The 14,246-nt window shown below is 71.2% G+C and carries 10 protein-coding genes; 2 read left to right on the plus strand and 8 right to left on the minus strand.

Features of this window, described 5'->3' with window-relative positions:
• Positions 1 to 25: 25 nt before the first annotated feature.
• From QSJ33_RS04585 to QSJ33_RS04600, 4 genes are all read right to left on the minus strand, one after another.
• Positions 26 to 2,032, minus strand: coding sequence for a hypothetical protein (locus tag QSJ33_RS04585; protein ID WP_285723370.1), 2,007 nt, complete (start codon positions 2,030 to 2,032; stop codon positions 26 to 28).
• Positions 2,033 to 2,075: 43 nt separating this feature from the next.
• Positions 2,076 to 3,797 (minus strand): 4-hydroxy-3-methylbut-2-enyl diphosphate reductase, encoded by a 1,722-nt coding sequence (gene ispH / locus QSJ33_RS04590; protein ID WP_285723371.1) that lies wholly within the window; start codon positions 3,795 to 3,797, stop codon positions 2,076 to 2,078.
• A gap of 77 nt (positions 3,798 to 3,874) precedes the next feature.
• Positions 3,875 to 4,765 (minus strand): hypothetical protein, encoded by an 891-nt coding sequence (locus tag QSJ33_RS04595; RefSeq protein WP_285723372.1) that lies wholly within the window; start codon positions 4,763 to 4,765, stop codon positions 3,875 to 3,877.
• Positions 4,762 to 5,505, minus strand: a complete 744-nt coding sequence (locus tag QSJ33_RS04600) for a J domain-containing protein (protein WP_285723373.1) — start codon at positions 5,503 to 5,505, stop codon at positions 4,762 to 4,764. The genes QSJ33_RS04595 and QSJ33_RS04600 overlap by 4 nt, the downstream gene beginning before the upstream one ends.
• Before the next feature lie 145 nt (positions 5,506 to 5,650).
• Between QSJ33_RS04600 and QSJ33_RS04605 the strand changes: the two genes are divergently transcribed.
• Both QSJ33_RS04605 and QSJ33_RS04610 read left to right on the plus strand, forming a co-directional pair.
• On the plus strand, positions 5,651 to 7,759 hold the full coding sequence (locus tag QSJ33_RS04605) for an SEL1-like repeat protein (RefSeq protein ID WP_285723374.1): 2,109 nt from the start codon (positions 5,651 to 5,653) through the stop codon (positions 7,757 to 7,759).
• 65 nt (positions 7,760 to 7,824) lie between these two features.
• The gene (locus QSJ33_RS04610) at positions 7,825 to 8,979 is read left to right on the plus strand and encodes a heparan-alpha-glucosaminide N-acetyltransferase domain-containing protein (protein WP_285723375.1); all 1,155 of its coding nucleotides are present in this window, start codon (positions 7,825 to 7,827) and stop codon (positions 8,977 to 8,979) included.
• A 22-nt stretch (positions 8,980 to 9,001) separates the two neighbouring features.
• On the opposite strand, the gene QSJ33_RS04615 is transcribed toward QSJ33_RS04610, so the two are convergent.
• The 4 genes from QSJ33_RS04615 to QSJ33_RS04630 form a co-directional block, all read right to left on the minus strand.
• Positions 9,002 to 9,637 carry a porin family protein gene (locus QSJ33_RS04615; protein ID WP_285723376.1) on the minus strand — a complete coding sequence of 212 codons (636 nt, stop codon included), beginning with the start codon at positions 9,635 to 9,637 and terminating at the stop codon, positions 9,002 to 9,004.
• A gap of 176 nt (positions 9,638 to 9,813) precedes the next feature.
• Positions 9,814 to 12,099, minus strand: a complete 2,286-nt coding sequence (locus tag QSJ33_RS04620; RefSeq protein ID WP_285723377.1) for a hybrid sensor histidine kinase/response regulator — start codon at positions 12,097 to 12,099, stop codon at positions 9,814 to 9,816.
• Complete coding sequence (locus QSJ33_RS04625; RefSeq protein WP_285723378.1) at positions 12,096 to 12,941, minus strand: phosphate/phosphite/phosphonate ABC transporter substrate-binding protein; 846 nt, start codon at positions 12,939 to 12,941, stop codon at positions 12,096 to 12,098. The genes QSJ33_RS04620 and QSJ33_RS04625 overlap by 4 nt, the downstream gene beginning before the upstream one ends.
• A gap of 94 nt (positions 12,942 to 13,035) precedes the next feature.
• Positions 13,036 to 14,178 (minus strand): acyltransferase family protein, encoded by a 1,143-nt coding sequence (locus tag QSJ33_RS04630; protein ID WP_285723379.1) that lies wholly within the window; start codon positions 14,176 to 14,178, stop codon positions 13,036 to 13,038.
• Positions 14,179 to 14,246: the final 68 nt, after the last annotated feature.

Raw genomic sequence — 14,246 nt, forward strand, 5'->3', positions numbered from 1 at the left:
CTCCTTGTTGGAAAGGGGCCCCAGGTTAGCACTCCTGCCGGGCGCGGCGAACCTCCAACAGCGTCCAGATGCCGCCTGCCACTAGGCAGGCCAGCCCCACCCAGGCGAGGCCCAGGCCGGGATCCGTGGCCAGCAGGAGGCGGGCGGAGGCCGGCGGCCCCGGCAGCCACCCGTCCAGGTAGAGGCGGTGGCCCCGCCAGGTGAAGGGGGTGCCCACGGTGACGGGGCCCTGGCCCAGCTCAGACCCGGTCGGGTCCAGGACCGACAGGGTGCCCGCCAGGTCCCACGGATCCGGCGCCTTCGGTCGGTACGCGAGGCGGATCCGGCCCCCCAGGAAGGCGGCGTCCACGGGCTGGTCGTCCCCGCCCCGGGCCTGCAGCCAGCGGCTGTCGGCGGCGCCCGTGGCGGGATCCCAGACCCGCAGCCGCAGGACGGGCCGCTCGGACTGGGCCGTCACGTCCACGTCCGGGTCGGGCACGAAGTCCGGCTCGAAGCGGGCCCGGTCGTAGCGGGCCAGCAGGGTGACGGAAAGCCCCTTCTCCACGATGAAGGGCCGGTTCGGCGACAGCTCGGCGGTGCGCGTCACGCGACCGTCCTCCACCAGCCGCACCTTGCCATCCTCCCGGGTGAGGAGCACGAAACGGTCCTGGAGCTCCTCGCCCTCGGGGACATATCGGAGGGTCATGCCCGGCGGCAGGGTGCGCGCCAGGTAGTCGGCGTAGTCCTTGTCCTGAATGGGCCGGGCGCTCAGCAGGAGGTCCGCCTGGGCGCCGCTGGCCTGCCGGAGCCGCACCTGGAGCCAGGGATTCCGGTAGAAGGGGGACCGGCTGAAGAGCTCCTGGCGGCCGTCCGCCCCCTTCCGCAGGCCGCCGAGGTCGGGGTAGATCCCCGCCACCGTGAGGCTGAAGCCCGGCAAGTCCCAGGTCCTGCCCGGCTGGACCGGGTGTTCCAGGGTCTTCCCCATGAACGTGAGCACGAGCTTCTGGCTCACCGGGGGGTGGGGGCGCAGTGCCGCCAGGAGGGCGGGCTCGAAGCGTTCCCGGTAGACCACCGCGAAGCGGCCCTGGGGCTCGTCCCGGCGCCACCCCTCCGGCTCCCGGGCGAAGAGGATCCCCACCAGGGGCTCCGTGCTCCCCAGGCCCAGCATCACCTGGACGGCGGGGTTCTCCGGGCCCTGGGGATCCTCCACCACCTGCCCGCTGGGCAGGGCGTCCGGGATGAGGCGCTCCACCTGGTAGCGCAGGCCGCCGGGCAGGTCGCCGCTCTGGCCGGATTCGACACGGGCGGTCCACCGGCTGGCCTGCCCTTCCGTCTCAAGCCGGAAGGCGGGTTCGCGCCGGGCTGCGTCGAGGCTCTCCAGCCGCACCCGGAAGTCCTTGAGCGGAACGGGGCGCCCGGAGGGCCAGGCCGGCTCGAACACCGCCGCAGTCCCCCCGACCGGGATCACCTGGGTGGCCCGCACCCCCCCGACCCGGTTTCCCAGGGCGGCGGCCGCCAGCAGCACCGGCGAGGCGAGCAGGAGGCCCAGTCCGGGCCGCCGGCGCAGTTCCCCGCGGCGGGCCCGGGCGACGGCCAGGGCCTGCACCGCCAGGGGCAGCAGCAGGGCCTCCAGCCAGAGGCTGCGGAGGAGATCCGGGGGCCGCACCGTGGCCAGGATCGACAGCGGGAGGTCCAGGACGCCGCCGGGCAGCACCTCCCCGCCCCGCGCCCGGGCCACGGCCCAGCCCGCCGCCAGGCCGAGGAGGATCGCCCCGGCCAGGAGCCGGCCGAGGGGCCGGGAGGCGGCCAGGCGGCGGCCCAGGCCGGGCGCACCGAGGGCCAGGCCCCCGGCGAGGAGCAGGCTGGCCGCCACGGGGGCGAGCGCCTGCGCCAGCGGGCCCGTCCCCCGGCGCCCGAACCAGGTCTCCAGGGCCATCCAGGCCAGGGCCCAGGCCAGGACCGCCAGGGCGAGCAGGACGGGGCTGCCGGTGAAGGCCTGCGCCAGGCTCCGCCGGGGCTCGGAAGGGTGGGGATCGGGGGCCGGGTCGGTCATCGGGGCTCGCCTGCAGTGAGCCCCCAGTATGGCCCGGGGCGGATCAGACCAGGGCCAGCAGGGCCACCAGGTAGAAGCTGAGGTCCACGCTCAGCTCGAAGCGGTGGCGGCCGGCCGTGAACCGCTCATGGTAGAGCCAGAGGTAGAGCATGGGGTAGCTGGCGCAGACCACCAGCACCAGGGCCACGGCCAAGGGATGGCCCTCGGCCCGGTTCTGGAAGGTGAGCCAGAGGGTGCCCGCGAGGAGCGTGCCCAGCAGCACCGCCAGCACGACCTTGGTGACACGCTTCCCGAAGAGGATCGGCAGGGTCTCCTTGCCCACGATCTGGTCGTTCTGCATGTCGCGGATCTCGTAGATCACCGTGCGGACGAAGGCCAGCACGCCCACCAGGAACAGGGCGGCGAAGGCGCGGAGGTCCCAGGCGCGGCCCTCCTGCCACACGGGCATGGCCACGGAGACCGTGGCCAGGGCCATGGCCACCAGCACGTCCTTCGAGCCCGGGATGGCCCGCAGGCTCAGGTTCAGCGGGCCCAGCCGGAAGCGTCGCTTGTAGCCGACCCCGACCAGGGAGGCGCCGAGGGCCACGGCCAGGGCCTTGGAGCCGAGGCTGGCCGCGATCCCGAGGGTGAGGGCCAGGGCCAGGCCCCCGCAGGCCAGGAGGATCTTCCGGTTCCGCTCCAGGAACCGCGCCCGGGCCGGGCCCTTGGCGCCCAGGCCCAGGGGATCGAGGAAGGGGCTGAAGAGGTACATGGCCAGCACGTAGCTGGCCGTCACCAGGGGGTAGCGCAGGCTGGGCGCGAGGCCCAGCCACTTGTGCACCCCGGCCGTCATGAGGGCCGCGCCCAGGGCCATGATCGACGAGCTGCCGAAGGCGGCCTGGAGGAAGCTGCGCCACCGGCTGGGACCGTCGCCCAGCTGCTCGAGCACGTCCACCACCTCGTCCACGAGCCAGGTGGGCGTCGAGGCACCGGCCAGCACGCCCACCGTCTCGCTGCCCTTGAAAGCCGAGAGGTCCAGCTCCGCGGCCGTCTCCACGTACTGCACGGGCCTGCCGTAGTGGTGGGCCAGCTCGGCCAGGTGCTTGGTGTTGCTGGAGGCCTTGCCCCCCACGACGATCACCGTGTCCACCGTGCGGGCCAGTTCCCTGGCCTCGTCCTGGCGCATCCAGGTGTCCTCGCAGATGGTGTTCTCGAAGATGGCGTCGCCCGCCCGCCCCCGGATGTAGTCCGTGATCTCGTGGTAGTCCTTCACCGTGAAGGTCGTCTGGGCCACCACCAGCACCTTCTGGAGCTGCTCGTCCGTGAGGGCCTCAGCCTCGGCCATGCTGGCGACGATTTGGCTGCCGTGCTCCGCGAAGCTGCGGTGGGCCACGCTCTCCGCGTGGCCGTGGCTGCCGAGGATCACCGTGAAATAGCCCTTGGGGCTCCACTTCTTGATCTTGTTGTGGACCTTGGCGACCTCGGGACAGGTGGCGTTGACGATCTTCAGTTCGCCCTTCTTCTGCCGCTCCTTCAGGCCGCGCAGGTCCTGGATGGGGATGCCGTGGGCGCGGATGACCACCGTGCCGTCCGCCACCTGGTCCGGGGCTGCGGCCACCGCCACCCCCCGCCGGCCGATGAGCTCCAGGGCCTGGGGGTTGTGGATGAGGGGCCCCAGCGTCTGCACCGTGCGCCCATCGTTCCTGACCGAGGCCTCCAGCACCGCGTCCATGGCGCGCTTCACGCCCCAGCAGAAGCCCGCGGTCTTGGCGACGATGACTTTCATGGCAGCCCCAGAATCCTGACCGGATTGGTCGGGTTATTCATCATAGCGCCCAGAGGCCGGGGGCGCACGAAAGGGGATCAGGGGCGAAGGGACGGCGGCGGGTCGTCGGGCCCATCCAGCGGCGCGACGGGCGACCCTTCGCTGCCGGAAGCATGGAGGCACAGGCTCCAGGTCCAGGTATCGTCCGGTCCCGCCTGGATCCGGAAAATCTGGGGGGCATTCACCGATTTGGCCTCCAGGGCGAAGCCCCGGCGGGGGCCCAGCCACCCGGACCCCGAGGCATAGACCAGCCGGAAGGAACCCTCCGGAGCCAGCCCCTGGTAGGACACGCCGCCGCAGAGGTACAGCGTCAGGACCGCGACCTGGGATCGTGCGTCCACCAGGGACAGGAAGTAGTCCCGACCCGGGTCTGTCTCGATGCGCCAGGGGACGCAAGGATGAACCCCAGGCTCGATCTGGAGGGCCCCGTGTTCGGGCGTGGGGAGGGAGGGCGGCCCTTCTCCGGCCACGATCGGGGAGGAGCCCCCCCTCGGCCGGGATTCTGTTCCGGGGCCGGGTCCTGCCGCCAAGGGGGTTCCCCGGTCCGCCCGCCGCCCGCCCGGGCGGGCCTGGGGCCAGGCCAACGCCACCAGAAGGACCAGCCCGCCCGCTCCGATCGCACCCACCCGGAGCAGCAGGTCTCCCTGGCCGGGGCTCATTCCTGGTCGTCGGTTCGGCCACCGCCGGGGGGCCTTCACCCCAGGGAGCAGCGGGTCGGGGGGTAGCCCCAGCCCCGCGCGGACCTCCGCCAGTCCACGACCGACCCGGAGCAGCTCGTCGTAGCGGGCCTTCCGGGCGGGATCGAGCAGCACGAACCGGACGTCCTCCACCAGGTCCCGGGACAGCCCGACCTCTTCCAGCCTGGAGATCACCCGATCGACCCGGGCCCCCGCACCATCCAGGCCCAGTGCCCGGTAGAGGTCCCTCATGCCTCCTCCCCGGTCAGGAGCTCATAGGCGTCCTTGATGCGCCGGAAGGCCCGGTCCGCCTCCTGGACGGCCTGGGCGCCCTGGGGCAGGTAGTGGTCGGGATGGTGCACCCGACTGAGCCGGAGGTAGGCCCGCCGGATCTCGCCCGGGGTGGCCTCCTCGTCGAGGCCAAGCATGGCCAGGGCCTTGAGCCGCACCATCGCTCCAGGGCCGCCGGCCTGGAGGGGATCCGGGTACGGAACCGCGTCGTCCCAGGGACCGGCCGGGCCGTGCCCCGGCACCTCCCGCCCGGCCCAGGCCGTCCTGAGGCTCGGATCCCAGGGAGGGGGGAGCTCTGTTCCCGTGCGCTGCCGGAAGAGATCGGCCAGGTCCGAAGGCCTGAGGCCCAGCGCATCCACCACTGTCCTCAGGGCCAGGTGGTGCCCGAGGGCCAGGGTTCCGCCATCCAGGGCCACCTCGAGGGCCCCGCGCATCGCCAGCAACCGCGTGGCCCGGGGGGCCGGCCCCAGGGCCTCGAGCGCCCCCTGGAAGGTCGGAGCGCCCGGTGATTCCCCTGCCAGTGGCGAGGCCGTGGCCTCGTCCCGTCCGAGACCAAGGCGGCGGAACGCCCTCCGTGCCCGTGCCTCCGCGTCCAGGGCGCCCGGAGGCCCCCAGATGACCATGGCCGAGATCAGCCCGCGGATGGCCGCCAGATGGGCTCCGGGAATCCGTTCGCACGTCATGGGAAGGGGAAGGGCCATCCGGCTTATCCGATCGACTCATCGTCAATTGTGATATTAATGGAGGCACCCAACCCGCCCACCACGAATTTCTCAACTCCGGACGTGCCCCTTGAGCCAGGATCGCCCTGATTCGTCCCCGCTTCCTCTCCATCCGGCCCCAGCCTTGCCCGCCCCGCAGTTCCAGGCCGAGGCCCCCGCGACGAGGATCCAGCTCGGGGAGATCCCGCCCCCCCGAACCCCGTCCACCCGGATGCAGGACCCCCTGCCGACCGCGCCGCCTGCGGACCTGCCCCTCGACGAAGGAGCCGGCGGACCCCGGCGCCCCTCCCGTCTCGCCCCCATCAAGGCCATGGTGAAGGAGGCCTACTTCGATCCCGCCCGGGCCTTCCAGGATTCGGTCGATTGGCCGCGCTTCAGGAAGGCCCAGGTGGCGCTGTTCCTGGTCTCGCTGGTCATGCCCTTCTTCGCGCTGCTCGCCCTCGGTTTCGTGCTGGGCGTGATCTACCTCACGGGCGCCTCCCTCTACAGCGCGACGAGCCCGAGCCCCATCTACCAGCTGATGCTCTATCCACTGGTCTTCGTGCTGGCCCGCGGTTACTGGATCGCCTACCTGGCCCTGCCCCTCGGTCTCTTCCTCGTCGGGTGGCTCTGGTCCGTGCCGACGGCCTGGCTCCTCTCCCGCATCGCGGGAGGTTCCCACATCGACTTCAGGAAGGCCCTCAGCATCCTCGCCATGCTCGGGGCCATGCTGGCCCCGTTCACGATGTTCCCCTTCCTCCGGCTCCTCGCCCTCGGGGTGATCCTCTGGCACATCTCCCGGCGCATGGAGGACACCTTCGATATCGGCTTCTGGCGCCTCGTGGGCCGTGGTGGACCGCTCCTCCTCTGCGCGGCCTTCCTCTACGGGGCCTTCGAACGGAGCGTGGAATCCTATTTCCCGGGCGGGGAGGACCTGAAGGCCAACCTCTACGCCTTCGTCAACCAGAAGAAGATGCTGGAATGGCCCACCTTCCAGGCCAAGGTCTATGTCAGCCCCAACGAGCGCCTCTTCGATGACCTGTCCGACTTCAACACCCGGCTCCGGGAGCAGGCCGTCGTCAAGGCCATGGCCATCCTGAAAAACGGTTCGGAAACCCCCGACTTCCGGTTCCGGATCGCGAACCGCATGGCGGAGAACGGGCAGGCCGAGGCCTACCCGTACCTCTCCCGCTACTACGCGGAGGGCCAGGGCACACCGGCCGACCCCGCCGCGGCCCTGAACTGGATGCAGAGGTTCACGGACGCGAATCCTGGAAACCTGGATGCGGGGCTGGAGAGGGCCCACCTCCTCCTCCGCAACGGCCGCCGTCTCGACGGCAAGCGGTACCTGGTCGGCATGGCCAAGGGACAGATCACGCAGGTCCCCAGGATCGCCGAGTTCATCCAGAAGGAGGGCCTGGGACGCAGCGATCGCACCTTCAACTTCGAGGTGCTGAATCTGTACCAGCAGGGCAATACCAGCAGCACCGTGGGCATGTATCCAGGCGGACCTGGCCAGCCGCGGTACGTCTACGAGACCCAGACCAAGCAGGAATCCCTGAGGAAGACCCTCTACCAGAACGACCGCGACCAGTCGCTCTGGTTCTACCGGGCCCTGGTGGCCGAGTACGCCAGCGGCACGGCCGGGGCGGAGGTCTACGGGGAGTCCACTTCCGAACTTGCCCAGGCGGAGCTGGACCGGAAGGCCAAGGAGGGGGATCCGGTGGCCATGGACATCCTGGCCGACCGCTACGCGCGGGACGGGGATATCCTCGCGGCCCGCCGCCTCTGGGTTTCGGCCACCCAGGCCCTCGACACCGACAACCGCTTCGCCAACGTGGCGTACTACATGAAGCTCGCGGGAAGCTACGATCCAGCGGAATCCACGCAGGCTCCCGACGTCCAGCAGGCCACGAAGTACTACCTGGCCGCCCTCCTGGTCTCGACCTGGCATGGCCGCTCCCGCCCCGTCGGGCGGGGATCCCTGGAGCGCCTCCATCCCGGGAAGGTCCCGGATCCGCTCGGACAGCCCTTTCTCGACCTGTGCCTCAAGCACGACATCCCGGAGGCGTGGTTCATGATGGGGGACCGCTGCCTGAACGGGGACTTTCCCGGCGTTCCCAAGAATGCCGTGAAGGCCCAGGACTGCTTCAGGAAGGCCCGGGCGCTGGGGTACCAGAGCCCCCAGCTCTCCAGGCAACTGGCTGCCACGAGCGGCCCCGGGGCCTCACCCAGAGGCGCCTCGGCCGGGTAGAATGCCTGTTGGCCAGGGGTTCCCGGCCTGTGCGCCTTCCCCCTGTCCCGCATCCTCCGGTTCCCATGCCCGCTCCGATCCAAGGGCCGCCTGCTTCCGCGCCCCGCATTCACATCCTGGATTTCGCCCGCCTCCTGGCCATCCTCCTGATGCTCCAGGGGCACACGATGGAAGCCTTCGTGGCCCCGTCCGCCATGGACTGGGGCACCCTGCACTGGCGGTTCTGGGGCGAGGTCCGTGGCCTCACGGCTCCCCTGTTCCTCCTGGTCTCCGGGGCCGCCACGGTCCTCGCCACCCGGAGGGATCGGGAGGGCCGGGTGTCCGCCCGCCAGTACCTGCGGAGGATCCGCACCGTGCTGCTGGTCACCGCGATCGGCTACCTGCTGGTGTTCCCCGCGGCCTGCTTCGCGGACCTCCGCTGGGTGTCCGAGGCAGGGTGGCGCACCTTCCTGCAGGTGAACATCCTGCAGCTGAACGGCGTCATGCTGCTGCTCCTGACGGGGCTCCTGGCGCTGACGCGGAACGCCCGGACCCACGCCGCCTGGAGCCTCGCCGTGGGCCTGCTCATCCTCCTGGCGGCCCCGGTGGCCACCAGCCTGGACTGGTTCTCCCGCCTCCCGGAGGGCCTCGCGGCCTACCTCTCCTTCGCCCATGGCTCCCTGTTCCCGCTGTTTCCCGCAGGCGGCTTCATGCTGCTGGGGGTCGGGCTCGGCACCGTGCTCCTCGAGGCGCCCGAGGACCAGCGGCTTCGGTGGTTCCGCCTCGCCGCCCTCGGGGCCGGCCTCGCGGCGCTGGCGTTGTCCCTGGCCGCGGCGGCGGTGCCGGGGCACCTGCTCCCCCCCCACGATGCCTACAAGGCCGGCTGGGCCTCCAGCTTCCACCGGCTGGGCTTCTCGCTGCTGGTGCTGGGCGGCCTCGCCACCGTGGCTGAGGCCTGGCCCCGGCTCGTCCAGGCCCTCGCGCCCCTGGGGCGGAAGTCGCTCGCGGTGTACGTGGTCCACCTCGCCCTGATCTACGGGACGCCCTGGACCCCGGGGCTCACCGGCCAGCCTCTCCACGCCCTCTCGGCCCTCCAGGGCATCGGGATGATCCCGGCCGTGGCCGCCGCAACCTTCGGCCTGGTGCTCCTGTGGGATCGGGTCCGGAACCATTCTGAACAGGTCCGGACCCTCGCCCACCTTGCCACGACGTTCGTGCTGGCCTACGCCCTCCTGTTCTGAGGCGGGCGGCCCCGGCAGGTTCCTAGAACCGCCAGCCCAGGCTGGCCTGGAGGGCATTGGCATCGAAGGTGCTGCCCACGCTGCTGACCACGTAGCGGGCCTCCAGGTTCACCCGCTCGCCCAGCTGCACGCCGACGCCCCCCGTGAGGGCCAGCTTGGTGGTCCAGAGGGAGCTGCGCTGTCCGGCGGTGGTCTGCTCCAGGTCCCAGCGCGCGCCGCCGAGCCCCGCCACCAGGTAGGCCTGGGTGGCTCCCTGGTTCAGCTTGAACAGATGGTCGAAGCTCAGGATGACGTTCTTGGCGTAGGTCCGGGTCCCCGACGCACCCACGGCACCGCCCTCCGGGAAGGTGTTCCACTCCAGGCGCGTACGGCTGGCGTTCCAGTCGCCCTGATCGCGGGTCCACTGGACCCCCAGGCCCAGGCCGGTGCGGCGGTCCAGGTTCTCCTTGAGATCCCGCAGCGGCACATCCGCCTGCACGTAGGCGCCGAACACCGAGTGGTGGTGCCGGAAGCGGAACCGGACATGGCAATCGCCCTCCTCCCTCTGAGGCTCGGCCACCGGGGCCTTCGCCTCGGGCTTGGAAGGCGCCTCCTGGGCGGCCAGGGCGAGCCCTGCGCAGGCCAGGGGAACGAGGTACAGGGATCGGGCGAGGGGCATGGCGGCTCCTGGGAGGTGGCTCGCAGCGGACGAGCGATGCAGGGACTACGCAGGAGCCGTGCCGACGGTTGAGGCCCAGGCGGGGCGGGCCTTTCCCTCGGCGGTGGGGCCTCGCGGGTCGCAGCCTGCATCCTGCGTCGGGAAAAGCCACACCCGCCGCCACGCGCCGTCGTCCCTCAGCGTCCAGGCCGATCCAGGATCTCCCGGACCCGGGCCAGGAGCGCCCTCGAGCTGAACGGCTTCATCAGGAGATCGGCCTCGGTTTCCAGCAGGCCCTTGTGCTGGATGATGTCCGCGGTGTAGCCGCTCAGGTAGAGCACCCGGGTGCCCGGATGGGTGATGGCGAGGCGGTCGCGAAGCTCACGGCCCGTCATGCCCGGCATGATCACGTCGCTGACGACCAGCGGAATCGCTGCGGCCTCCCGCGCCAGGAGGGCCAGGGCCTCGGCCCCGTCGCCCGCCTCGAGGACCCGGTAGCCCCCGCCCTCCAGCATCATGCGCACCACCCTCCGCACGTCCGTCTCGTCTTCCACCAGGAGGATCCGCTCGGTGCCGCCCCGCGCCAGGAGCTCCTCCCCGGATTCCGGAACCAGCACGCCGGAGTCCAGGCGGGGCAGGTAGATCTTGAAGGTGGTTCCGATGCCGGGATGGCTGTACACCCGGATGAGGCCCCCATGCTGCTGGACGATCCCATGGACGATGGCCAGGCCCAGCCCCGTGCCCTTGCCCACGGCCTTGGTGGTGAAGAAGGGGTCGAAGATCCGCTCGAGGGTGGTCCCATCCATGCCCGCGCCGCTGTCCGACACGCAGAGCAGGACGCAGGGTCCCTCCAGGGAGGGGCATCCGACCGCACCGGCCGGGGGGGCCTCCAGCGTGGCGGCGTGGGCCGTGAGGCTCAGCAGGCCCCCGTGGGGCATGGCGTCCCGCGCGTTGGTCACCAGGTTGAGGATGACCTGCTCGATCTGCCCCGCGTCCACCCGGACGATCAGGGGTTCCGTCGCGGGTTCCGTCCGGAGGAGGATGTCCTCGCCGATGAGCCGGCGGAGCAGGTGCTCCTGGTTCTTCAGGATCTCGTTGAGATCCACCGGCTTCATCTCCATCTTCTGCTTCCGGCTGAAGGCCAGGAGGCTCCGGGTGAGGCCGGCGGCCCGGTCCGCGGCCCTCAGGACCCGCTGCGCGAGTTCCTTGGCCGGATCCCCGTCGCGGGCCTGGCTGATGAGCATGGAGGTGTAGCCGATGATGGCGGTGAGGATGTTGTTGAAGTCGTGGGCGATGCCCCCGGCCATCTGGCCGACGGCCTCCATCTTCTGGGCCTGGCGGAGCTGTTCCTCCAGCCCGAGGCGGTTCTGCTCCTCCTGGATCCGGGCGGACTCATCCCGGAAGACGAGCACCATGCCCAGGATCTCGCCCTCGGCGTTGAGGATGGGGGCCCCGCTGTCTGCCACCGGCCGGCGGGAGCCGTCCCGCGCCGCGAGCAGGGGATGCCCGGCGAGTTCGACCCTGCCCCGCCCCGCCATGATGCCCTCGAAGGGCGCCACCAGGGGGTCGCCGGTCTGGCCATCGACCAGCCGGAACACCTCCGGGAGGGGGCGGCCCAGGGCCTCCGGCATCGTCCAGCCCGTGAGGGACTCCGCCACCCGGTTCATGAGCGTGATCCGCCAGGCGCGGTCGCAGGCCAGCACCCCGTCGCCGATGCTCCCGATGGTGACGGCCAGGCGTTCCTGTTCTTCGATGAGCCGCCGCTCGGAGGTGGCCAGTTCGGAGGAGGCCTCGTTCAGGGCCATGGCCAGCTCGTCGGTCTCGAGGGAGAGGCCCGGCGACGCCACCCGGTCCCCCTTCCGCCGGTTCAGGTCCCGGGCGAATCCGGCGAGCTGGCGGATGGCATTGAGCGGGGGCCTGAGGACGAGGTACATGAGCGCGGTCCCCGCCAGGACCAGCAGGGCGCCCATGAGGGCGCTGCTGTGCCAGACCTCGGTCTGCACCTCGCGGACGGCCGCAAGGGAGTACTCCAGCCGGAGCCAGCCCAGCCGGTCCCCCGCCTCGATGGGCGTCCAGATGATGAGCCGATCCGCCTCCCGCCGGACGGTTTCACCCCCGGCGGCGGGAAGGCGCGTCCGGCTTCGGAAGGGGAGCGGGCCGGGAGTGGACTGGAGGCTCGCGCGCCCGATGGCGCAGATGCCCGTGCCGGCGGAGTCGTACACCTCGATGCCCAGGATGTCGGGGATCTGGGACACCTCGGCCAGGTGTTCCTCCAGGCCGGCGTATTCCCGGATGACGAGGAAGTGGGCCGCGTCATTGGCATGGGTCTGGGCCAGCACCCTCGCCCCCGCCGCGACCGACTGGTAGTAGATGTCCCCCTGCCGGCGGCTCACCCGCCAGCCGAACACCGCCACCAGCGCCGCCAGGATCAGCGAGAGGATGAACAGGATCCGGACGTCGAGCCGCCTCAGCGCGGAGGTCATGGCCGCTGGATCCGCTGGTAGCCAGGATCGCCGAAGAGGGCGTAGTCGCGCTGGAAATCGGCCCCGGTGGGCTGGCCGAGACCCACGCCTTCCAGCAGGGTCTGGCCCTGCCCGGTGGCCGCCAGGGCGAAGACGGCCCGGACCACGGCCTCGCGGTCCGCCCGCGGCACCCGCGGATGGGCGACGAGGGGATGGGGCGCGATCTTCGGCGTCCTCAGGAGCACCCGGAAGTCGGGGCTCTTCTCCACGAAATCCCCGGCCTGCTTGGCGTCGAGGATGGCCCCGGCATCCACCTTCCCCAGGAGCACGCTCTTGGCGACGTTGATGGTGGAACCGCTGAACGAGGCGTTGTAGTCGATTTCCCCCTCTCCGGAGGCGAGGGCGTAGCGGGTGATGACGCTGCACACGTTCTTCGGCCCCACGAAGGCGATCGTCCGTCCATGCAGGTCCCGGACCTTCTGGCAGGGGGAATCCCTGCGCACGAACACCAGCCCGCTGATCGCCACGGAGCTCCGGACCAGGGGGAGGTACTTCTGCTTCTCATGCACGAGGAAGTAGAGGTTGGGCGAGATGTAGATGAAATCGGGGACCCCGGCCTCGCAATCCGCCAGGAATTCCGGGAAGGTGCCGTAGAGCTTCAGCTCCAGGTCGACCCCCGCCTCGCGGGACAGGTCTCGCACCAGGGGGGTCCAGGCCTTGTGGAGGGCCACCGGCGGCAGGCTGGGGATCACGGCCAGGGTGTAGGTCCGGCCCGCCCCGGCCATCAGGCAGGAGCCGGCGAACGCCACCGGAAGCAGGAGGAACCTTGCGACGCGGGTGAGCCAAGGGTGGAGCCGGGACATGGATGCCCCCTCCTCCCCTTCATCGGCAGAACCGGCCTTCGCCCATGAATCGGCTCATCCCGGACCGGACGGCTTCAGGCCACCGGAAGGTCCATTAGGAACGCGCCCAGCGGCGGCGCAGGACCTGCTCGGCGGGCTGGGAGAGGTACCTCGCCACCAGCCAGCCCAGCGACCAGGAGAGGGCCACGGCCGGCACGTACCAGAGGATGCCCCAGCGGAACCCTCCGCCCAGGGCGCGGAAGGCGCGGACCACGGGCCAGACCACGAACATGTGGGTGAGGTAGATCTCGTAGCTCAGCCGCCCGGAGGACTGGAGCCAGGCCGTCCCCGGCAGCGCCGGGAAGGCCCCCTGCTCCGCCCGCCAGTGGCAGGCCAGGACGAGGGCGGCCGCAGCCGCGGTGAGCAGGAGGATGCAGCCGTTCCCGAGGAGGGGCCAGAGCCGACCCTCGAAGCAGAGCACCGCCACGAGGCCGGCTGCCCCGAGGGCGCCGAGCAGCCACACGGGCCGGGCCCCCCGCGGACGGAGGCGGTCCGCCGCCAGGGCGGCGAGCACCCCCATGGCGATGCCCGCCATGCCGGGGAGGTAGGCCTTCTCCTGCCAGATCTCGTTCCCCGCCAGGGCCGCGCGCGACACCGGCAGCGACAGGGCCAGCAGGAGCAGGGCGGGCACCAGGACCCTCGCCCGGCGCAGGCCGAGGCCCAGCCAGGGGAAGCCCAGGTAGAAGACCTCCTCGATGGAGAGGGACCACAGCACGTCCCAGTTGCCCGGCAGGTAGCCGGTGCGGCCCTCGTACCAGTTCAGGTGCAGGCCCAGGGCCGAACCGATGGCCCGGGGGAGGGACTGGCCCGGGCGTGAGATCACATAATCCCGGGCCCCGGCCAGGTGCAGCAGGCTGAGGACGGCCACGAGGACCAGGAGGCAGGGCAGGATCCGGGCGGCCCGGCGCGCGTAGAAGGCCCGGACATCCACCGCCCCCAGGCTGCCCCAGCGGGCCAGGGCGTTGCTGGTGATGAGGAACCCGGAGATCACGAAGAAGATGAAGACCGCCTCGTAGCCGTTGTAGATCAGCGCATTGAGCGACCACTTCGGCAGGTAGGCGGCGAGCACGCTCTGCCGGAGGGGGATGCGCAACCCCACGTGGTGGACCACCACCAGCAGGATCGAGAGGCCGCGCAGGAGGTCGATGCCGGGATTGCGGGCCGGCCGGGCGTTCGGCGTTGCATCCGGTCCGGTCACTGGCACCTCGTCACGTCAGGTCCTCCTGGGGATGGTCCAAACGGGCATTCTATCCAGCGGCGAGTACG

The sequence above is a fragment of the Geothrix rubra genome, assembly GCF_030268065.1.
Taxonomy (GTDB): domain Bacteria; phylum Acidobacteriota; class Holophagae; order Holophagales; family Holophagaceae; genus Geothrix; species Geothrix rubra.